Origin of the sequence: Rhodococcus sp. B10 (genome assembly GCF_011770055.1) — a bacterium.
Lineage (GTDB): Bacteria > Actinomycetota > Actinomycetes > Mycobacteriales > Mycobacteriaceae > Rhodococcoides > Rhodococcoides kyotonensis_B.
The window spans coordinates 73,677-93,326 of record NZ_JAAFYV010000023.1; the positions used below are offsets into that span (position 1 = coordinate 73,677).

The window sequence follows — 19,650 nt, forward strand, 5'->3', positions numbered from 1 at the left end:
GGGAAAGCCAGCGACATAATAGATTTCGGAACTTTGCCACTTGACTGAACCACTCAGAAAGTGGCCTCGCTAGTACACATTCTGCACTACGCCATGAACTCGTCGAACTGTCAAAGCGACGTCAACGACGCGCCGTGACACCGAGTTTTCCACAGGCACAACGAAAACCAGCAACAACATAACGCGGCCGTCGCCGCAAGGATTCACCAACATGGACACATCCACCCCACTACGTCAAACGCAAGACCTCGTCCGTCAGCTTGAGCTTCACGCGCAGGACTTCGCGACCTGGATCGTCGAGAACCACGAACAGGCCGGTCGCACCGAGCGAGACCACTACAACTTCACGTTCGAGTTCGAGTCGCCCGACAGCGACCTATACCCCGATCTGACGTGCAAGTTCTGGATTGGCAACGACGCGAAGTGGCTGCACTTGGAGGTGAACGAGATGATTCTGAACCTCGAGGACGACAACTTTAAGACTGAGCTATGGGAGCAACTTGAAGAGCTAGCTCGTGAGACCCCGACTACTCGCTCTGATCAACTAACCGCGCCTCCGGCGCAAGGACAACTGAATATGGACTGGACGAAGTACACCAAGAAGCAGCTCGAGGAACTGCCTATAGAACGCGAGTTCACCCGAAACCCAACTAAGTACGACAGCTTGCTCTTCTTCCCCACCCGCCGAAAGCACGAGAGTGGCTACACCTACATGTGCGTGGTTGGGGTCGTGGAAGACAAACCGGTAGCCGTCCTTGGCTATCACGATGACCTCGGCCTGCCGAGCTTCGTACCTACGAGCACGTCGTTCAGCGACCTGCGTGTCGATTGCTCTCACCCACACGGAGTGTTCCGACTCTGGTCTTACAGGCACAGGTTCAGCAGTACTGGCGTGTCATCGGCTGACATGCGTGTCTGGCCTTTGGAGCGCGAGTCATGACTGGGCCTATCAAACTCAAGTTCTGGTGCGACGACCACAAGTTCGTCGAAGCAGGATTCGGAGAGCCCATCACCGAGGTCCATTTCAACCAGCGCGGCGAGCTAGGGCTTGCGTGTCCCCTCTGTTACAAGTCTCGCCCGATGACGATCGTCAGGTGGACGGGAGTCCTCGACCCATATGGAACACCAGCGCACGAGGGGGACATAGTCGGCAATAGAGATGGGAGCAAGGTTGGCGTTGTCATTTGGCATAACGAGTCAGGTGGGTTTGCGATCGACTGGCAAGACCGTACGGCGTTAGGCAGTCTCTCAAGTTGGTTCGGAGTCATCGGCAACATCTACGAGAACGCAGGACTCCTGGAGGCGAACTCATGACCGAGCGCCCTACCCGTCAACCCCACGAGAACCTTCTCTCCTCCGCTCGCTTCTCTCTCAAGAGCGCCCTAGAACTACTCCCCAACCCTGAGTCCCTCTCGGACAGTGAACTGACCGACCTACATCGCATGATCGAAGACTCGATGTCGACTCTGACTCAGATGGGCCAGACGGTGGTGGATGAGATCGCGAGGAGGGAGTCGTGAGCGCTACCGGCCAAGTCCGCACCCACGACCCCGCCAGTCAGTGCGCCCGCATCCTCCGTGTGCTCAAGAAGCATCGCCGGATCACCAACGTCCAGATGATCAACATGAGCGTGCTTCGTGGCTCGCAAAGGATTCGAGAGCTAAAAGACGAAGGGCACGTCATAGTCTCGCAGCGCGTGCATGGCGGAGTCTGGGAATATAAGTACGGCGGGCATCGGGATGATACGGAGCGCGAATCGTGAACCACGTTGCGTCGCTTGAACTATGCCGAGAACTGTACGAACTAAGCGGGTGGTGTGAGACCGGCTTGCTCTGGTGTTCCAATCAACGAGACAGGCGCAAGAAGGTCTCAGACGCTTACGTCGAGACCTATGCGATGTTGGACAAGATCAAAGACGTCCACGGCGAATGGCCTACTCAGCTTTGGGACGCCTACGATCTCGGATACCTCCTCCGAAAACTTCAGGACAACGACCTCACGGTAGTCCTCCGATGGAACCGCGACATGGGCGGCAGGATCGCGATGAAGGAGTGGGACGGCAAGTACTGCATCGGTACGTTCGACATGCCGCAGGGCGAGTATCCGATCGCCGATACACCTGAGGACGCCGCAGCGACGCTCGCGATTCAGCTCTTCAAGCAAGGCGTGCTCGTACGCGAGATCACATGACCGAGCGCTTCAACCCCTACTATCACCCTGAAGACATCCCTCGCCGCAGCCCGACCCTAGAGTTCCAGCGTGGCGACCATGTTGAACGGCTGACTTGGTACAACACCCTGATCGTCTTCTACACGCAGGATAAGTACCTGGACATGACCCACGTTGAGATCACTGACCACGAGAACGGCAGTCGGTGGCTCCAATTCGAGTGTCGGAGCCTCGTGCAAGTTCTCATGCAGCACCACTTCCCGATGATGAGTGCGCCAGAGCCCCGGCATGGAGTGCTGGAGGCGTACTACCAGTACCAGGCCGACGAGATGGAGCAGGAGTTACCGGAGTTGATGGAGGATGACGAGTAGCGAATCGTCCGATAAGTCGACTGTCGTCCGTTCGGACCATGCGCGCCCAGGCTTGAGCACTGTGCTGCGACCACCCAAGCCAGTCGCACTAAGATCTCGTCATCCCACTGTTTGCCGGACCTACGATCGAGGAGACGCATGGTCAGCATCGACGACGCGTTCGACGCAGTATTCAAGGCAGCGTTAGACAAAGCCGCAGAGCTAACCGTCGACACCGTAGTTGACCGCGCCGTCCGCCAGTACACGAAGAGACGAGATGCTCGGAGAGCGAGCGATTCCACCCGCACCGCCGAACCGGCCGAGTCGATCGCACGGGCTTCATGGGGTCCTGAGCGACTGGTTGTGAACGCGAAAGACCCTTACGGCTACACCCCCAAACCTTCCTTCAACTGCGACTTCAACAATCCGAACTACGGAGATGAGCGTGTGCTGGCAATAGCCAAACCGCTATCCAACTCGGACGCTGGCGGTTGGCAGACCCTCCTGCAAGTCAAACCAGGTGCGGAGTATCTGGTCCGCGTTTACTACCACAACAGCGCATCACCGTATCAAGTAGCAACTGGTTCCCGTGTCTACTTGAGTCTCCCCGAGCAGCGCTCAACGAGCGCTCTTGTTACCTGCTACATCGGCGGCGATAACACCGAGCCGGAGTTGGTTTGGTCGCACTTGGTCTTTGAGTCGGAGCGAGAGTTCAAGCTGGAGTACGTCCCCGGAACCGGTCGCCTGTTCACCAACGCGAAGCCAGAAGGTCTCCAGTGTGGCGACGGCGCATTTCTGCCCTCAGGCGAACTAATAGGAAGTGATCAGGACGGCCGAGTTGGCGGAGGGTACGCCGAAGCCGGAATACTCACATTCAACGTGAGATCCATTTGATACGCACAGCTGTGGATAAGTTCGCCCCATTTCACTATTGCAAATCATCTCCACTAAGCGCATACTAAATACATCACTAAGCGGAGACAACATAAGTGAATAGGGAAAGCGAACTATCCAAGTTCAAGCTGCACTACGAAGATCTTCAAGAGCGATCGTACTGGCGGGAACTCATCAAGCGCGCGGCTCACCAAGTGATACGCGAGCACATCCAGAAGCCACTCGCCACCGTGGCACTCACCATGCCGGCGCGGGTGCGGCGTAGACGTAGGTAGCTGGTCGAAGGCGTTGCCCGCCAGTTCCGAGTCCCCTCGGCAGACCGTGACAGGATGCACTAGTAGTGAATTAACTCTTCCTGTCGGCAACACCAGATTGGCATCTACCCTCTGCCCGATTCAGCGAGGCGGGACGAGGGTCGCGGGAACCTTTACAGATAGATCATCACAGCTCATACGGGGAGCATCGCGCTCGCCGAAATAAGATGGCGGGGAACCCTTCGGTGTTCGCCGCGATGGGCTGTGACTGTTGCGTGCATCATCCTTGGCGTACCACTGGAGACGGTGGCGAGTGCGTATTTTCTAAGTTCTCCTTCAGGTCTAGACCCTGCCATACGCCAAGGATGATGCACTCAACAGAACCAACTAACCTGTTTGTTATTTCTACAACTCAGTGAGTAGAACTGGCGGCATGATCATCCTGCCCGATCGTGTCGCGCCCACCTCATCGCCGCGCATTGTTCTACCCACCGTGCGTGGCGATGAGCGGACGAGCAGCCCTCTAGGCGAGAGTCGTATTTTTGTCTCCAGCTTAGTGCGCCTCTCACGCTCGTCCGCTCTTCCAGACCACTGACCCGCTGACAGTCGCCCACCCGCCGTCGGCGGATCAGTGAGCTGGACTCACAAGCAAATCTAAACGGAGACAACATCTCATGAGTAGCAACTGGAAAAGCATCGAAGTGCAACTAACGAATACGGCGGGAGTCAAAAGCGCACTAAGTGCTGGCAACCCTTACGGCACATCTACTATTGAAGACTTGCACAGCGCTGCTATCGCGCTGGTCGATGTGATCGATGGGGCTCGCGCTGTATCGGCAGGTGAGATCGATCAGGAAGAGCTTGACCAACTGATCGAGAGAGCCAACAGCCTGTAGCACAGCAAATCTTAACGGAGACAACATGTATGGAGAGAGGACAATTCGACCAACCTAAGCCCTTGGAGCACGACGACGAAGGACGCCTTGCACGCATCAGACAGGTTGCGCCGCACCTAGTCTTCGAGCACCTGATGCAGGACGCCGACGAAGGCAAGATGACTCGCGAGGAAGCGATAGAGCGGATACGGGCGTTGCGACCTCTGCTTGTGGAGGGAGGCGTGCTGTATGTGCGCGATGGGGAGGACGAGTGATGATCGACGCCTACCCCTTACAGTGGCCCCCTGCTTGGCCACGTACCAGCGCTCCGACTCGTTCACAGTTCGGACGGTTCACCTTCGAGCAAGTCCGCCAGGAACTACTACGACAGCTGCGCCTACTCGGGGCCACTGAGGTTGTAATCTCCAGCGATCTACGCCTCCGTCAAGATGGCTTCCCCTATTCGGGGCAACGGCAACCGGAGGATACTGGCATTGCCGTCTACTTCAAGCTGGACGACGAGGACCAGTGCATCCCGTGCGACAAGTGGACCACTGTTGAGCACAATCTCCGTGCGATCATCCTGACTATTGAGGCTCTGCGTGGACTCGACCGATGGGGTGCAAAGGAGATGGTGCGCGCAGCCTTTCGCGGATTCAAGGCTCTCCCAGCCGAAGCAATCGTCACGCCGTTCACCGCGAAACCGTGGCACGAAGTGCTTGAGGTCTCGCCGTCGGCGTCCTCAGAGACGATCAAGGCTGCGTACCGTGCGCAGTTGAAGAAGCACCACCCAGACCACGGCGGCAACGAAGCTGACCTGATCGCAGTGCAGCGCGCGTACGAGCAGGCAGCTGGGGGCCAAGCATGACCTCCTTCGACCGCCTCCACATCGACCTCACCGTCCCCGAGGGCAACGAAGACTACGCCGACGAGCAGCTGGTGATCGGTGACGAGCGAGCGTTCTTAGAATTGCAAGAAGCGACCTATGTGCGCGAGATAGGCGCACGTGCGTTGATCGCCGCAACCAAGCTCCTGAACCTCGCCTACGAGGCAAGAGAGGTATTGCAGGACTGGGACGAAGTGCCGGCCACGCGACGTAAGCGGCCGGACCTACTGCACGCGGTGCCAGACCTTTTGCCGGAGGTGGAGGGATGAGTAGGTATCAAGCCTTTGTCGTTGCGGTCTGGCCAGCGATGCTCATCGTTGTCACCCTCGTGTGGTGGATCGAGAAGCCACGCTACTCATGGCGTGAGATGTGGAAGATGATGTGGGAGGCGAAATGATCTCCCCCGCCACCCGCTACAAACTCGAACTCCTCCGCGACGACATCGCCGAGTGGGGTGAACTGATCTTCTGGGCAAGCATCGGAATATCGTTCGCCTGTTCCATCGTGGCATCGGTCATCTGGGCTGCGTGGCACGTGTTCTGGTGGGTGATGATGGGGGTCGCATAGTGAAGCTCTCGAAGAAGCAACAGCTTGACCTCGACACCATCATGTATTACTACGAGTCCGATGTAGTACCGACTGGAGAGGACATCGCGGCCTACTTCGCGTGGTCTGACCGCGGAGACAAGACATTTCAGACCATGACGACACCAGGTGCCGAGCGACTTCGGTGGGGTAAGACGTACCGCGAACTGCAAGTCACCTCTTACCTTGAAGACTGGGGTGACTACATCACAGCTGTCGACCTCGCATCCGAAGAGCCAGAGTTCATCTGTGAGTGGCTATCGAAGGTCATGAAGAAGCCAGCGATCATAAGTATGTGGCGCATGTTCAATGCGACGGACACACTTACGCAGGACGACATCTACACGCTACGTCCACTGGCTCTCCTGTCTCGAGGTGACGATCAGTGATCCACCGCAACCTTGAGCACGACATCTACAAGCAGGTAGCTCGGCACATGAGCCTGTACTACCAAGGAACGCCATATCACTTCGATCCGGCTGGGGTTCACACCACGAGCCGCTACTACCGGAGCTTGTACAAGACGATCAACCCCGAGTCTGGATATCCCGACCTGACTGTCTTCCAGCGTTCACACCCGAAGTTCGGGGACTACATCGGCCTGATGATAGAGATCAAAGAACCGGGCGTGACCATCAAGAAGCGCGATGGTTCGCTCGTTGCCGATCCCCATATCCGGGATCAGGCGGCGTGGATTCAGAAGCTCAACGCCAAGGGGTACTTCGCGTGCTTCGCTGCCGGGTGGCCGAGCGTCCAGGAGGTTCTCGACACCTACCTGCGTGGGGAGGCGAGCATACCGATCGAGTTCTAGCTCGTGGCTACCATCCTGCGCCCAACCGGACGCAGGTAGTACTCACGATTGGAGCCATCATGGCTGTCACTGGAATCGTCATCCCTGTTGACGAGTCACAACCGATTTACCCGGTCACGTTCGAGCGTGGCGACTACCAGACGTATCAACGCTACGTCGGCGGCCCCTTCGACGCGGTCAACTTCGCCGACGCGACGTACTTCGTCCATGGTGAGGGCAAGATCATCGGTCTGGATCTGAACCGCCGAGCCACCCTGTTGCTCTGGCTGCTCGACTCGCGCTGGCGGGGACAGGACATCATCAACGGCCACGCGGTCCTCGTCGGACAGCCGGACGACGAGGGCGACACGATGAGCGTCCCGCAGGCGCTGCATGACCTGCTGCTCAACACCAAGGGCTACCGGGTGGAGGTGCAGACGGGCAGTCCGAAGTGGGACTCGAACCGCGTTGTCTACGACGACCCGTTCGAGGCAGCAAACGCCGGACTCAGCTTGGCTGATCGCTGGCTGCTCGTTACGGATGTCCGCATTGTCGCGGTGTCCAACCAGGCGGCATGACGCGCTCTCGTGAGACCTATCCCGCTGTCGCAAGGCAGCGGGATTCTCATTTGCCGTCTTGGCGAGGAACCTCGATGTAGTCGAAGTTGAGTACTGCTATGTCTCCCTGCAATTGAGACGCAAACTGATCGTACATATTCGCTGCGGCGTCAGGAGAACGGAATCGATGCATAGATATCCGCACGCCGTCGTAACCTACTTGCATCACGTATCTGGTCTTCCCCTTCGGGAGTGTTACTCCTCTAAACCCCGAGGAGTTGATACGCGACATATCCCGATTGATCACTTGGACCCTGCGGGTCGTCCACCGGCAGTTGGAAGGCTCATAGTTGCCATCGCCGTTAATCCGGTCTAGTTCACCCCTCTCCACATCACACTGTCCCATATCTCGCAGAAAGTTCAGGAAACTATGTCGCCACTCGTCGCAGACCTGTATTCCCCGCCCGCCGTAGTATGGATACTCGCGCCTATTTTGGTTGTAGCATCGTTCATTCATTCCCTGCCAGATTCCATACTCGCGCATCTTGGACATCCCGTGGCGTCTAACCCTGCGACCTCCGAGAGGCGATCCAGTTCTTGACCATCTTCCGTAATGACTAGCGCACATCTTTCTACAACTTGCAGGCTCATTACAATCTCTTACCGAGCACTCTTTTCCGCTATTGATATACTTACGCGGACGCCTTAGCTTGGCTGGTACGCGAGAAGCAATCCCCTTACACTTCACCGAGCAGTGCACACCGCGTCCCGCGCGGAGGTCACTGGGATAACGAGAAAATTCGCTACCGCAATTTTTACATATCAGCGTGATCATACAACAGTTCCTCCTTCCCGATTGAGAAGCCAGGTGATAAACTAGACCTAGGCTCCGACTGCACTCGGGGCTTATTTTGTTGTAGTTCTATTATTGCACTAAAGGCTTCCAAATTGAATAGCGCCCTGCGTCCAAGAGCTTTCGCTCGATCGGACGCAGGGCGCTTGTATGAAGTTGTTTTTCAGTTGTAGCGCGGTCAGTCCTGACCACCTGGCCGGAAGTTCTTCCTACGCCCTCGCAGCGGGTCGAACGACTCAAGCTTGTCGTTCGGGATCAGTTTTGCGAATTCTGTCGCACTCACGTAAACATCCTGCGTGCTGCCATCGGCAAGCCGATACTCCAGCAACACAAGGTTGTTCACCGTTTTCAGAGCCTTGAGCTCTTCTGCCGAGGCGTCGAACTGCCGCGCCTCGCTGACCTGGGGGTGGCTGCGGACAACCACGTTGACAACGTCTTTGTCGTTCAGCTCGATTCCCGATACGTCTGAAACTCTCACGTTCCGAAACCCCATGTCTCTCACCTACTTTCTTCAACTTCGGAGACTTGCCGGATGCTCGTCTCATGCCCCTAGTTATGCACAAAACCTGTGTTCAGTAAATACAAACTTTGCTACAATCAGGGGTAGTAATCTATGTCGATCGAACTACTTCACACCAATTCCGACGTAAACCAAATCGATGATTGGTTGGCTCAGAGCGTGGCGGCGAGTGAAGTGCCGGCCATCGTCGAGGACCCTGAAGCCATCGGTCGTGTGGCATTGCTCCTCACCCGTTCGTCACCCGACTCAGTAGTTGATCGCAGTGCTGCCGAAGCAGCCTAGAGACGATCTCGTTCGTGAGTTCTAAGACGGCCGCTGTCGTCTCCCCCGCTCGCACCACATCGCTGGTGATGCCATACGGACTCATGTGGTCGAGGTGAACCGCAGAGAGATTGATCGCACTGGCCGCATTGCGCAGTGCAGCAGCCGCTTCGCGGTAGATCGCTGAGGTCTGCTCGTAGTCGGTTGGCTTCTTCATCAGCCGATCCTTATCGAACGCAGCGTGTCCAGTGCTCGGTCGAGGTCACCGCCGAGTACGTGATCCATCTCGTCTGCCGCACTCCGCACAGCCACTATGTCGTCGTAGGTCGCGTTGCCAAACTTGATGCGCTCGGCTCGGTGCTTCAGCTCTCGCGCTTCGGTCGCGATCGATTCCGCCTTGGCCTCGATGCTGAGAGACCGATCGACTACCTGGTCGCATGCGTGGTGCAGGTTCTGCACATCGTTGTCGTGCGACATCACTCCGCCTTCCAGTCGTCCATGATTACTTCGTCGCCCACGGCGGCGCTTTGCTTGCCCTTCAGCTCCACGTGTCGCCGAGCAGCCTGGTCAGACGCAATCTGCCCGGTTGATCGGGCGTACTTCATGTTTGAGCGCTGCACCGCCTGTGCCCCGTAGCCCTTCGGCGTGGGTTCGTCGAGCGTCCGCAGTGTGATCGGCGCGCTTGTCCCCTCCGTGGTCATGATCTTGGCGAGCATCATGTACTTCTCCAGGCCAACAAACGCCTGCTGCGTTACCTGCGGATGGGCGAAACTCTTCTGGTAGATGTGAGCTTCATCGGGACCGGACTCAAAGATCAGCCGTGTGCCTGCGTTGATCTGCACCGCGGTCTGCACGTCTCTCGGCAACTGATTGATGCCTTGAGTCGCGAGGAACAGTCCGAGCTTGCGCCGACGCCCCATCGCGTAGATGTCTCCGATGGTCTTCTCGAAGTGCGAAAACCCATGCGCCTCGTCAAGGAACATGACGTTGTCGTGCTCGGCCGGCACGTTCTTCAGTGACGCGTCCCAGACCCACGAGACCAGCAGTGATCCGATGACCTGTGCGAGGTTACTGTCGACGCCCTTCAGGTTGACCAGCAGAATCTTGTTGTCTCGGAGGATCTCCCCGATGTCAATGGTCGACTTGGTGTGGTTGAGCGTGTTGGCGATCTGCGGCTCAAGTGTCAGCTCCCAGAAGCGGTTCATGATGGGAGCCATCTCCCGCTCCTTGTCCTTGGCCGACTTCTTCTTCCAGTCAGCAAAGAACCGCTTGAGTTCCGGGGTCTTCAGCCTCTCGATGCGCTCCCGCGACCACGTCTCATCCCTCATCGTCTTCGGGTCGAGTAGCGGGATGAGATCCAGGAGCGTCGCATCCCCGGTCTCGTACAGCGCCGATATTCCGTGGAAGAGCATCTTCTTGAGCGTCACGCCACTGTCTGCGTTGTAGATGCGCTTGAACAGCTCCGAGAGCTTCGAGGCGATCATCATCGGTTCCTCGAAGTCGAACGGGTTGATGCCTACGTGGTTATCCGGGTCGGAGAAGTCCAGGAGCACTACCCGATCAAGCGTCTGCCAGTCGAGCTGGTTGAGCAGGCGATCTACCAGGTCACCGTCCTGCTCCAGGAGCACGCCGCCGTGGCCCTTCGCGAAGAGCTGACTCAGCATCGTCACCGCGAGGGTGGTCTTGCCGCGTCCCGGTTTGCCGCCAACGAACCCGTGGAACCGGAACTGATCCGGACTCATCGCGACCGGCCGCTCTGATCCTGGTTGCGTCGAGACACCGAGCACGATGCCCTCGCGTGGAGTCGTGTCGGGCGGGGGCATGTGCGTGAAGGTCGCTCGCGACACACCCTCGATGTAGTCCGAGCCGAGCGGCCAGCCCAGCCGAGGGACGAGTTCGGAGACCGAGAGCTGCAACTGCGGCTTGATCGGGGTGTGCGCTTCGTTGATCATCAGCGTGGGGTCGCTGTTGACCTGGCGGTAAATAAACTTCACCTTCGGTCCGTCCGACGCCTTGAGCGCCATGACTACGTTGTGGCACAACGCCTTACTACGGTCGGGATGCTGGCTGCGCGCTGCGATGTGCAGTGTCGCGATGAAGTTCGGCTCCGTCTGGACCTTGCTGCGCCTGCTCGACAGTTCGTCGCGTGAGGCTTCGGTCTTCCCCATCAGCGCCTTGAAGATGGACATGTTCGTCGACTGCACACGAGCGTCTTCGGTGTCTGGCAGTTTCACCTTGGCCGTGCCCGCGATGACCCACTGCATGATCACGACCTCGTCACCGACCGGGTTGAAGCTGTTGAGCAATGAGACCGCCGTGTCGGCCGGCCTGCCAGCAATCTCGATGGCGTGGTCAGGCAGCGTCATACCGACTTCTACGGCGGCGTTGAAGTCACCGAGACTCAGGTCGTCATCAAGCACCGGCTCTATGGCGATGCCGGGGATTGCAGCTCGGAGCTGAGCCACGATGTACTCGGCGCGGGCGTTCGGCACCCGCACTCTGAACTCGAAAGTTCCACCCTTGCAGATGGTCTCGAAGACCATGGTCGGAGCGGTCTTCAGCGCCTTGTCGGGGCGGATGGATGCGGGCAGTGTGTTGATCTCGGCGATGGCCCGATCGACCGGCACGTCGGCCGGGAACTTGATGCGGTAGGTGAGCCGACCAGTTCGGTCGTACTCGCGTTGCAGATGATTGCGCACGGCAAACACTCCTCCTAGAACCAGGAGTGGTGCAGTGACGAAACCGAGAACGATGGCTATTTCCATCTGCCCTTAGTCTGACACCACGCCACGGTCTTGAACAGGAGCAGCCGGGGACGTAGCCTTTCGGACGTGCACGGCCCGGCTGCCGGGTTGTGTGTTGCTGAGGACCAGGCGGACGACGGTCTCTTGTTTGGCGACTGGGGAACCGCCGCCCACCTGGTTACTCACTCCGACCACTCGCTGGAGTCTCGGTTCCGAATCCGGTCGAATAGTCCACTCGCTGTCGGCGATAGGAACGCCACTCCGACCACGACGACCAAGATGATCAGAGCCGCCACAATCCAACCCATGTAGGGGCGGACGAGTTCGGCTGCGACCGCGAGACCCGTGGTGATCGCGATGATGGCGAGGAACACCGCGAAGAGCTTGTCCATGGCCTTCTTCATCAGAAGCGCTCCTCATCGAGGTACTCGCGCATCCGCATCTCGATCCTGGCCTTGCGTCGCGCCTCCAGCTCTTCCTGCTGGTCACGCATCTTCGCCTGGTCACGCAGGTACCACTGGTGAACCATGGGGATGCCCCAGATGACGAAGGCGAGTGATCCGAAGAACGCGAGCACATACAGCAAATACATCATCAGATTTTCCTCTCTCGTTCTGCCTTCAGCGCTGCGCGGAAGGCAAGCAATGTCGCCGCACGGTCTTGTGCTTGGCGTTCAATCACGTTGGCCGCTTCGGCTAGAACCTGTCCCCTTGTCCGAAGTTGCCGGCGCTTGGAGTCCATGACCCGGTCACGCAAGGCATCCCACTTAACCTGCGCTTTCCCGGCCATACGTCCCAGGAAGAAAGCGATCTCCAACGGCCTGACCAGCAGGCAGATGATGCCTGCGACAAGAACGACACCGATGAAGATCAGGAGTGTCGTCATTGGTCGTACGCTCTCTGCGCGAAATCGTCGTACGCCTGAACCGAACGCTCATGGAACGCTTTGGCGTAGTCCAAGGCGATGGCTCGCTCCTCGGGGGTCAGGCACTCGTCTGCCATCTGACCGATGACTTCGCGAGCGCGGCGGGACATCGAGACTCCAACCGCACCGACGATGTCCTGGCGGGAGTCCAGGCCGAGGCCTGCGGTACGGATGAGTTCACTGCCGACGAAGCTGTTGCGTTCGGCGCGGGCGATGACGCGAGCTACTGCGTCGATGTCGGCCGAGCGGTTGGATTGGTTACCGATCCTTTGAATGTCTCGGTTCTGTCTGGTCACTGTTACCTCCGGTGTGGTTCCTGGTGGAGCAGCTACCCGCTACACTCACATGAAAACGAGTTGCACTTGAATCTTGGTTTCAAGTTTTCAAGTGTAAAAATTAGACCACGATTTGAAAGCGTGTACAAGTGGAGAAGTTTGTCGACCGCGTGTCCGCTGCCACAGTCCACGAGCTCAAGCAGCTTCGGAAGTCTGAGGGAATCACCGCGACCAAGTTGCAGCGACTACCTGTTCTCATGGCGATGTTCAGGGGCAACGTGGATGACGCGTATTCCTACATTGAAGCGTGGTCTGAAGGTCGACCTGGAACAGGAGAGACAAGCCCTTACGACGTCCAAGTTCGCCCTGAACAACGCATGGCATTGCTAAATGCCCTCGGGTTTCACGCACATGGAGACCCAGTTGACCTCACAAGTCGGCGGTCACAGATGGCTGCCCGTGCGGCGATCACGACTCGGACGGTGATCAATCACGAGGACGCGGCGATCAAGGATCTCGCACACGAATTGATCCGTCGCTTCGGGACCTACGTGCGCTGGGGAGATATCGCTAGGTACTCACATGAGGAATCGGACGCTGTTGAGTCGGTAGGTGAACCAGAGGTCCGTCCGGAATCTGATGTCAGCGCCACCCTGGCAGAGACAGATGTTTCAAGTATGTCCCGAAAGCAGGCACTCAGGTTCCAGAGAGACCTGACAGACGCACTTGAAGAGCACCTCGATGAAATCGAGCAGTACGATCGAATGCTTGAAGAGCTTGAGTACAAGCGAGGAGCTGCGATCAGACGGGCTGAAGAGCTCCAGTCCCGGATTACAGAAGTGCAGGAGAGCATCTCACGCGCGCTGCGCTGACATTCCGCTCCCCCATCGACGGAGCAGTGCTCGACACCAGACCCGACGTGTGTCACTCTGGTCTCCCCCGCGTGGGGCGTCAAGAATCCTTCGACTCGTCGAGAAACAGGACACCACGATGCGCCCGGCTGACGGCGCCGGGTTTCGCCATTCCGGATCCGCCTCCGACCATGGCACTGACCGACGTCGAATGGTGCGGCGCGATGAACGGCGGCGAACCGATCAACGGCCGGTCGTCGGGCAACGTCCCGGCGACCGAATGGATCGCCGTCACTTCCAACGCCTCCTGCTCGGTCAACGGGGGAAGTATTCCCGGGAGACGCTGGGCCAGCATCGTCTTCCCGATGCCCGGCGGCCCGGTCAACATGACGTGATGCGCACCCGCGGCCGCGACCTCCAGAGCCCACCGTGCCTCCGGTTGCCCGACGACCTCGCTCATGTCCGGGTACGACACCCCGTCGTCCCACACACCGGGCGCCGGGCGAACGAGATCGTCCTCGCCGCGCAGCCAGGCCACCACGTCCTTCAGCGACCGCGCCCCGAACACGTCGATTCCGTCGACCAGACCTGCCTCGGCCAACGCGGCCGTCGGCACCACCACCGAGGACCATCCCGCGTTCTTCGCCGCCAGTACCGCGGGCAGAACTCCGCGAATTCTCCGCAGTCGACCATCGAGAGCCAACTCCCCCAGAAACACCGTCCGCCGCATCGACGCACGGGGAATCTGCTTGTCGGCGTGCAGTACCGCCAACGCGAGCGCGAGGTCGTACACCGATCCCATCTTCGGCAGGGTCGCCGGCGACAACGCGAGCACCACGCGCGAATCGGGCCAACTACCACCCGAATTCGACACCGCAGCCTTGATGCGGTCGCGTGATTCGTGCAAGGCGGTATCCGGCAATCCCACCAGATGTGTTCCTGGCAATCCTCTGCCTATATCCGCCTCGATCTCGACGACCTGACCGTCGACACCGGTGACCGCGACCGAGAAGGCTTTTCCGAGCGCCATCAGAACACCGCCCGCAAGTGCGACACCACTGGATCGCCGTCTCGGGTCACCAGGATTGCTACGACGTCGAAACGCATTCGCACCCAGGGATAATCGTGTTCCGCGAGCCACATCAGCGCCAACTTGCGAATTCGATCGCGTTTGACGGGCGTCACGGCCTCCGCCGGAGTTCCGTACCCGGTGCCCGACCGCGTCTTCACCTCGACGAACACCATCGTCTCGCCGTCACGAGCGACGATGTCCAACTCGCCGTGTCTGCACCGCCAATTCCGGTCGACCAATTCCATTCCGGACTCCACCAGGTGCAGCGCGGCGAACGCTTCGCCCCGAGCCCCCAACTCCGCATTCGACATCCATTCCCCCACTGATCGTCGGTCCGCCGACTGCCGAACCACTGCACGACCATGCACTGTCGTGCCGCCGGTGACATCGGAGAAACCGCAGGTCGAGAATTGCCCTGTGGACGAAGCGAAGCTGTGGATGAACGGGGTGAGAAAGGCCGCCCGAAACGATTCGATGCCCCGGCCGAATCGGCCGGGGCATCGAGAGTCGAGCTTTGTGAACTATCGCGGTTTCAGTGTGCTGCCTCGTAGGCTGCCTGCACGTCCTGGCTGATTCTTCCGCGAGCACTGACCTCGTAGCCGTTCTCGCGAGCCCACGCGCGAACATCCTGCAAATCGACTTTCCCGCGGGACGGCGCCGACGCGACTTTCTTGCTCCGGCGGCCGGAAACCTTCTCCGCGTGTTCGATCCAGAACGCCAATTGCTCGTGTAATTCGTTCGCGTGCTTCAGATTCAGGTCGATGCGATACAGATTGCCGTCGATACCGAATTCGACGGTTTCGCCCTGCCCCTCCTTGATGACCGACCCATCGACATCATCGATCATTTGGACGAGTGTCTTACGCGCCATGTCCGAACCTCTAACCGTCAAGGAATGATGTATGCATGTTTCTACCACTCATTCCTCCGATCGGACAAAACAATCGCTGAATCCACAGTTTCTTTTCAGCAACAATGACCCCGTTTATATGAGCCATTTCACCCGACCCGAATGCGTCGACTCATCGAAATACGGTGTGTCGCAACGATTCACACTACAGTGATCATTGCGCAAGAATTTGCCAGCCGACTTGCCCCACCACGAGGCACACCGCGACCAGACCGATCAATTGGCCGCACATCACGAGGTTTCGACGCGAGCGCCGACGTCCGAACAGATAGATCGCTGCCGCGACGAGCAACAACCACAGCGTCACCGACATACTTCTACTCCGGAAGCCGCAGATCCGGTTTGTCGAGCTCCTCGATGTTGACGTCCTTGAAGGTGATGACGCGGACATGCTTGACGAACCGCGCGGGCCGGTACATGTCCCAGACCCATGCGTCCGACATGCGAAGCTCGAAATAGATCTCGCCGTCGGCGTTGTGCGGTATGAGTTCTACGGAGTTCGCGAGGTAGAAACGCCGTTCGGTTTCCACGACATAGTTGAACTGACCGACAATGTCCCGATACTCGCGATACAGCGAGAGCTCCATCTCGGTTTCGTACTTTTCGAGATCCTCGGCACTCATCGGTTTCTACTCATCCTCCGTCTGTTTGCATGAACGTCAATCATCGCGCACCGGTGTCCGTGCAGTCCATCCGCCCCAACACCGCGGCCACCGAATCGGGACGACCGGCCGCCGCTGCAGACACGTTGGCGTAGGACATCCGGTGTTCCTCGCACGGGCCCAGCTCGACCATGGCGGCTGCGTGCGCCTTGGTGCTGTATCCCTTGTGTATCGCGAAGCCGTATCCGGGAATCGAGGAATCCATCTCGACCATGACGCGGTCCCGCGACACCTTGGCCAGCACGCTGGCCGCGGCGATGCATGCGGCAGTCGCGTCGCCGCCGATGACGGGTAGCGACGGCGCGGGCAGCCCAGGGACGCGAAATCCGTCGGTCAACACGTACCCCGGCGCGACGCCGAGGCCCGCAACGGCACGTCTCATCCCCTCGATGTTCGCGACGTGCAGACCGATGCGGTCGATCTCTTCGGCTTCGATGAACACGATGCTCCACGCGAGCGCGAGCCGCTGGATCTTCGGGAACAGCAGTTCACGACGCTTCTCCGTCAGCTTCTTCGAGTCGTCGAGGTCCGCCAACGACTCGTACCGTTTCGGCCCCAGCACGCACGCGGCAACCGTCAGTGGTCCGGCGCACGCACCTCGACCCGCCTCGTCCACCCCGGCGACGGGGCCCAACCCGTGTCGATCCAGGGCGGACTCCATGGTCCGCAGACCCGAGGACCGGCGGATGACCGGCCGCGGTGGCCACGGTGGCCGGCCGCGGGACCGGCTCGTACTCGTTCTAGCCATCTGTTCTGCTCGGTTTCACTGTCCTTGGATGTCGGGCGAGTCGAGTGTGCCCCAGCGCGACGGCGGCAGCGCGATGACGAATGCGCGCCCGATGACGTTGTCGACTGGAACGGTGCCCTTCAGTTCGTCGGACACATGGAACCTCGAGTCCGCCGAATTGCTGCGGTTGTCCCCCATGACCCACAGGTTTCCTTCGGGAACCGTGACCGCGGAGAAACAGCGACCCGACTTGATCTCGGTGTCGCACGTCAGAACGCCGGGCGTGAAGGGGAAGTCCATCTGAATGTACGGCTCGTCGAGCGGCTTGCCGTCCACGAGCACCCGCCCCTGATCGTCGCAGCATTCGACGGTCTGGCCTCCGGTCGCGATGACTCGCTTGACCAAGTCGTTCTCGTCGGGCGCGACGATGCCGATCAACGATCCGACTTCCTGCGCACCACGCACGACCGGGTTGGACGACCGCGTCGACACGTATTCGCCGTTCCACGAGTCGGGACCGCGGAAGACGATGACGTCGCCGGGCTTCGGATCGCCGAACCGATAGCCGATCTTCTCGACGACGATGCGGTCACCGGTGCATCCGGGACACCCGTGCAGCGTCGGCTCCATCGATTCGGACGGGATCAGATAGACCCGTGCGATGAACGTCTGCAGCAGGAAACTGAGGACAAGGGCGACGAGGATGAGGATCGGCAGCTCGCGCCAGAACGAGCGAGGCTTCTTCTCGCGCTTCCTGGTCGCGGGTTCGTCGGCGTCGGAATCCGAAGTGCCGTTCGGATCGTACGAGGAATCAGCCACCGCACCAGATTAGCCGTAGCGCTGCCGTGGACGAGAGCTGCGTCGAACCCACTCGCCAAGTGTCGTGACAGGTCACACAACGACCGACGCCGCACCACCCAGTTGGGTGATGCGGCGTCGGAAAGAATGTAGCCGTCTGTCGACGAGCTGGTGTCAGCGCTTTTCCTTGATCTTGGCGGCCTTGCCACGCAGATCGCGAAGGTAGTACAGCTTCGCGCGACGAACGTCACCGCGGGTCAGAACATCGATCTGAGCGATGTTGGGGCTGTGCACCGGGAAAGTACGCTCGACGCCGACGCCGAACGAGACCTTGCGCACGGTGAACGTCTCGCGGACGCCACCACCCTGGCGACGAATGACGACGCCCTTGAAGATCTGCACGCGCTCCTTCGAGCCTTCGATAACCTTGACGTGCACGTTGAGCGTGTCGCCGGGGCGGAAGTCAGGAACGTCGCTGCGCAGCGACTTGTTGTCCAAGAAGTCCAAAGTGTTCATCGGTGGGGCCATCCTTGCGTTCTTCGCGCGAGTAGAGGAACCGAGCGGTACCGCGACGACAGAAAACACTGTCGACACGGAACTCGGCTGGTTCGTACTCCGATTAGGTCTGTGCCTGGTACAGGCAACCCCACTATTGTGCCAGACGTCGCTCCGCCCACGAAATCGTGGTCACCCACGCGGCGGTGCGGCCGGCTGTACGGTCCGGTCCAGCTCGTCCTCGGTCGCAGAGACGGCGTGCTCCACGCTCGGTTTGCCCGCGATCAGGTCCTGGCAGTAGATCTTGGCTCGAATGGCCGGTCGCCTGATCGTGCGTTCACGGCGCAACGCACGCTCCATCTTCCTCGGACGTCTCGTGTACCGCCATCGGGCCCACGGCGCGGACGGCCTGCTGAGCCGCAGCGAGGCGACCACCAGAATCGGAACGAAGAACAGCCCGATCAGACCGGTCCAGATCTTCCCCTTCAGCACGACAACGGCACAGAGTCCGAGATTGACGACGGCCAACACCACGTAACCGACGCGAACCCATGTGTCCGGGCTTCGTCGAATGTCGGTGACGTTCAACAGTTCGAGTGGGTGGAATCCGAGGAGTAGCAAGCCGGTGCCCGCGACAGCGACGAACACGGCGTCGACCGAGGTCCGTCCCTGCTCCGCCCAGTAGACGTCCTGCAGATAGAAGATCAGCGCGAACTCGTCGAGGACGAGCGCGGCACCCACGCCGAACAAGGTGGCGAGCACTGCCCCGGTCTCCTGGGTGGCGTCCTCGAAGACGGCGATCAACGAGACGCCGGACACCAGCATCAAGACGATGCCGAACACGACGTGATGGATGTGCTGTCCGCCGGGCGTGATGTTTCCGGGCCACCACCTGACCTGCGCGCGAATCATCCTGACGCTCAAGCGAATCAACAGGAAACCCACGACGAAGCCGAGGAGGAAACACAGAAGAGGCAGGCGGCCGTGCGCGATGATCTCACGATCCAACCACTTCACGGCCGCCGCATCTCCCTTCACACGTGAAACGAGATGTTACTTCCCGAATCCGGCCTTCCGTAGCGCGTCGGCCATCGATCCACTCGCCGGTGCGCTCGCTTGGCGACTCCCCCCGCGATTGTCGCGACGGCCCGCCTGGGACCTGCGATCCTGCTGGCCATTACGCGGCCCGCCTCCGTTC

At 59.4% G+C, this 19,650-nt stretch carries 32 protein-coding genes and 1 pseudogene; 16 read left to right on the forward strand and 17 right to left on the reverse strand.

From position 1 onward, the window contains the following. Positions 1–211: 211 nt before the first annotated feature. The 15 genes from RhoFasB10_RS16355 (at position 212) to RhoFasB10_RS16420 (ending at position 7,381) form a co-directional block, all read left to right on the forward strand. Entirely contained in the window at positions 212–940 is a 729-nt protein-coding gene (locus RhoFasB10_RS16355; RefSeq protein WP_167677357.1) for a hypothetical protein, read from the forward strand. After that, positions 937–1,314, forward strand: a complete 378-nt coding sequence (locus tag RhoFasB10_RS16360; RefSeq protein WP_167677359.1) for a YopX family protein — start codon at positions 937–939, stop codon at positions 1,312–1,314. Before RhoFasB10_RS16355 ends, RhoFasB10_RS16360 begins: the two co-directional genes overlap by 4 nt. 202 nt (positions 1,315–1,516) lie before the next feature. Then, positions 1,517–1,762, forward strand: coding sequence for a helix-turn-helix domain-containing protein (locus tag RhoFasB10_RS26395; protein ID WP_167677361.1), 246 nt, complete (start codon positions 1,517–1,519; stop codon positions 1,760–1,762). A gap of 134 nt (positions 1,763–1,896) precedes the next feature. Continuing rightward, positions 1,897–2,190 carry a hypothetical protein gene (locus tag RhoFasB10_RS16370; RefSeq protein ID WP_167677363.1) on the forward strand — a complete coding sequence of 98 codons (294 nt, stop codon included), beginning with the start codon at positions 1,897–1,899 and terminating at the stop codon, positions 2,188–2,190. Further along, on the forward strand, positions 2,187–2,540 hold the full coding sequence (locus RhoFasB10_RS16375) for a hypothetical protein (RefSeq protein ID WP_167677365.1): 354 nt from the start codon (positions 2,187–2,189) through the stop codon (positions 2,538–2,540). Before RhoFasB10_RS16370 ends, RhoFasB10_RS16375 begins: the two co-directional genes overlap by 4 nt. A 138-nt stretch (positions 2,541–2,678) precedes the next feature. Beyond that, positions 2,679–3,413: a hypothetical protein gene (locus RhoFasB10_RS16380; RefSeq protein WP_167677367.1), complete on the forward strand. Its 735-nt coding sequence runs from the start codon at positions 2,679–2,681 to the stop codon at positions 3,411–3,413. A 928-nt stretch (positions 3,414–4,341) separates the two neighbouring features. Then, positions 4,342–4,563 carry a hypothetical protein gene (locus RhoFasB10_RS16385; protein ID WP_167677369.1) on the forward strand — a complete coding sequence of 74 codons (222 nt, stop codon included), beginning with the start codon at positions 4,342–4,344 and terminating at the stop codon, positions 4,561–4,563. A gap of 62 nt (positions 4,564–4,625) precedes the next feature. Next, positions 4,626–4,817: a hypothetical protein gene (locus RhoFasB10_RS16390; RefSeq protein WP_167677371.1), complete on the forward strand. Its 192-nt coding sequence runs from the start codon at positions 4,626–4,628 to the stop codon at positions 4,815–4,817. Further along, on the forward strand, positions 4,817–5,410 hold the full coding sequence (locus RhoFasB10_RS16395; protein WP_240931162.1) for a J domain-containing protein: 594 nt from the start codon (positions 4,817–4,819) through the stop codon (positions 5,408–5,410). Before RhoFasB10_RS16390 ends, RhoFasB10_RS16395 begins: the two co-directional genes overlap by 1 nt. Beyond that, positions 5,407–5,697 carry a hypothetical protein gene (locus RhoFasB10_RS16400; RefSeq protein WP_167677375.1) on the forward strand — a complete coding sequence of 97 codons (291 nt, stop codon included), beginning with the start codon at positions 5,407–5,409 and terminating at the stop codon, positions 5,695–5,697. Before RhoFasB10_RS16395 ends, RhoFasB10_RS16400 begins: the two co-directional genes overlap by 4 nt. After that, on the forward strand, positions 5,694–5,825 hold the full coding sequence (locus RhoFasB10_RS26660; protein WP_277345878.1) for a hypothetical protein: 132 nt from the start codon (positions 5,694–5,696) through the stop codon (positions 5,823–5,825). The genes RhoFasB10_RS16400 and RhoFasB10_RS26660 overlap by 4 nt, the downstream gene beginning before the upstream one ends. After that, positions 5,822–5,995 (forward strand): hypothetical protein, encoded by a 174-nt coding sequence (locus tag RhoFasB10_RS16405; protein ID WP_167677377.1) that lies wholly within the window; start codon positions 5,822–5,824, stop codon positions 5,993–5,995. The genes RhoFasB10_RS26660 and RhoFasB10_RS16405 overlap by 4 nt, the downstream gene beginning before the upstream one ends. After that, positions 5,995–6,402, forward strand: a complete 408-nt coding sequence (locus RhoFasB10_RS16410; RefSeq protein WP_167677379.1) for a hypothetical protein — start codon at positions 5,995–5,997, stop codon at positions 6,400–6,402. The genes RhoFasB10_RS16405 and RhoFasB10_RS16410 overlap by 1 nt, the downstream gene beginning before the upstream one ends. Next, the gene (locus RhoFasB10_RS16415) at positions 6,399–6,824 is read left to right on the forward strand and encodes a VRR-NUC domain-containing protein (protein ID WP_167677380.1); all 426 of its coding nucleotides are present in this window, start codon (positions 6,399–6,401) and stop codon (positions 6,822–6,824) included. Before RhoFasB10_RS16410 ends, RhoFasB10_RS16415 begins: the two co-directional genes overlap by 4 nt. Before the next feature lie 59 nt (positions 6,825–6,883). After that, entirely contained in the window at positions 6,884–7,381 is a 498-nt protein-coding gene (locus RhoFasB10_RS16420; protein ID WP_167677382.1) for a DUF3846 domain-containing protein, read from the forward strand. A gap of 1,010 nt (positions 7,382–8,391) precedes the next feature. Here RhoFasB10_RS16420 and RhoFasB10_RS16425 read toward each other — a convergent pair. From RhoFasB10_RS16425 to RhoFasB10_RS16460, 8 genes are all read right to left on the reverse strand, one after another. Beyond that, on the reverse strand, positions 8,392–8,691 hold the full coding sequence (locus tag RhoFasB10_RS16425) for a hypothetical protein (RefSeq protein ID WP_167677384.1): 300 nt from the start codon (positions 8,689–8,691) through the stop codon (positions 8,392–8,394). A 268-nt stretch (positions 8,692–8,959) separates the two neighbouring features. Further along, complete coding sequence (locus RhoFasB10_RS16430; RefSeq protein WP_167677386.1) at positions 8,960–9,211, reverse strand: hypothetical protein; 252 nt, start codon at positions 9,209–9,211, stop codon at positions 8,960–8,962. Continuing rightward, a complete protein-coding gene (locus tag RhoFasB10_RS16435) occupies positions 9,211–9,471 on the reverse strand; it encodes a hypothetical protein (RefSeq protein WP_167677388.1) in 261 nt (86 codons plus the stop codon). Before RhoFasB10_RS16435 ends, RhoFasB10_RS16430 begins: the two co-directional genes overlap by 1 nt. Continuing rightward, a complete protein-coding gene (locus tag RhoFasB10_RS16440) occupies positions 9,471–11,759 on the reverse strand; it encodes an ATP-binding protein (RefSeq protein ID WP_167677390.1) in 2,289 nt (762 codons plus the stop codon). The genes RhoFasB10_RS16435 and RhoFasB10_RS16440 overlap by 1 nt, the downstream gene beginning before the upstream one ends. A gap of 161 nt (positions 11,760–11,920) precedes the next feature. Further along, a complete protein-coding gene (locus tag RhoFasB10_RS16445; protein ID WP_167677392.1) occupies positions 11,921–12,142 on the reverse strand; it encodes a hypothetical protein in 222 nt (73 codons plus the stop codon). Further along, positions 12,142–12,333 carry a hypothetical protein gene (locus RhoFasB10_RS16450; protein ID WP_167677394.1) on the reverse strand — a complete coding sequence of 64 codons (192 nt, stop codon included), beginning with the start codon at positions 12,331–12,333 and terminating at the stop codon, positions 12,142–12,144. The genes RhoFasB10_RS16445 and RhoFasB10_RS16450 overlap by 1 nt, the downstream gene beginning before the upstream one ends. Beyond that, a complete protein-coding gene (locus RhoFasB10_RS16455; RefSeq protein ID WP_167677396.1) occupies positions 12,333–12,623 on the reverse strand; it encodes a hypothetical protein in 291 nt (96 codons plus the stop codon). Before RhoFasB10_RS16455 ends, RhoFasB10_RS16450 begins: the two co-directional genes overlap by 1 nt. Continuing rightward, positions 12,620–12,958: a hypothetical protein gene (locus RhoFasB10_RS16460; RefSeq protein ID WP_167677398.1), complete on the reverse strand. Its 339-nt coding sequence runs from the start codon at positions 12,956–12,958 to the stop codon at positions 12,620–12,622. The genes RhoFasB10_RS16455 and RhoFasB10_RS16460 overlap by 4 nt, the downstream gene beginning before the upstream one ends. Positions 12,959–13,086: 128 nt before the next feature. Here RhoFasB10_RS16460 and RhoFasB10_RS16465 point away from each other — a divergent pair, with 128 nt between their 5' ends. Continuing rightward, positions 13,087–13,809 carry a hypothetical protein gene (locus tag RhoFasB10_RS16465; RefSeq protein WP_167677400.1) on the forward strand — a complete coding sequence of 241 codons (723 nt, stop codon included), beginning with the start codon at positions 13,087–13,089 and terminating at the stop codon, positions 13,807–13,809. 94 nt (positions 13,810–13,903) lie between these two features. Here RhoFasB10_RS16465 and RhoFasB10_RS16470 read toward each other — a convergent pair. The 9 genes and pseudogenes from RhoFasB10_RS16470 to RhoFasB10_RS16510 all read right to left on the reverse strand — a co-directional run. After that, positions 13,904–14,818 (reverse strand): annotated as a pseudogene (locus RhoFasB10_RS16470) (ATP-binding protein); the annotation flags it as partial. After that, positions 14,818–15,171, reverse strand: coding sequence for a YraN family protein (locus tag RhoFasB10_RS16475; RefSeq protein WP_068428579.1), 354 nt, complete (start codon positions 15,169–15,171; stop codon positions 14,818–14,820). The pseudogene RhoFasB10_RS16470 and the gene RhoFasB10_RS16475, both read right to left, overlap by 1 nt. Before the next feature lie 221 nt (positions 15,172–15,392). After that, entirely contained in the window at positions 15,393–15,731 is a 339-nt protein-coding gene (locus RhoFasB10_RS16480; RefSeq protein WP_068428576.1) for an Lsr2 family protein, read from the reverse strand. 193 nt (positions 15,732–15,924) lie between these two features. After that, a complete protein-coding gene (locus RhoFasB10_RS16485) occupies positions 15,925–16,083 on the reverse strand; it encodes a hypothetical protein (protein ID WP_167674319.1) in 159 nt (52 codons plus the stop codon). Between the two features lie 4 nt (positions 16,084–16,087). Beyond that, positions 16,088–16,393, reverse strand: coding sequence for a DUF2469 domain-containing protein (locus RhoFasB10_RS16490; protein ID WP_068428573.1), 306 nt, complete (start codon positions 16,391–16,393; stop codon positions 16,088–16,090). A gap of 40 nt (positions 16,394–16,433) precedes the next feature. Next, entirely contained in the window at positions 16,434–17,180 is a 747-nt protein-coding gene (locus RhoFasB10_RS16495; RefSeq protein ID WP_084423864.1) for a ribonuclease HII, read from the reverse strand. A gap of 15 nt (positions 17,181–17,195) precedes the next feature. Beyond that, positions 17,196–17,978: a signal peptidase I gene (gene lepB / locus RhoFasB10_RS16500; RefSeq protein ID WP_068428568.1), complete on the reverse strand. Its 783-nt coding sequence runs from the start codon at positions 17,976–17,978 to the stop codon at positions 17,196–17,198. Between the two features lie 153 nt (positions 17,979–18,131). Continuing rightward, on the reverse strand, positions 18,132–18,473 hold the full coding sequence (rplS, locus tag RhoFasB10_RS16505; protein WP_068428564.1) for a 50S ribosomal protein L19: 342 nt from the start codon (positions 18,471–18,473) through the stop codon (positions 18,132–18,134). A 171-nt stretch (positions 18,474–18,644) separates the two neighbouring features. Continuing rightward, positions 18,645–19,460, reverse strand: coding sequence for a hypothetical protein (locus tag RhoFasB10_RS16510; RefSeq protein ID WP_068429159.1), 816 nt, complete (start codon positions 19,458–19,460; stop codon positions 18,645–18,647). Positions 19,461–19,650: the final 190 nt, after the last annotated feature.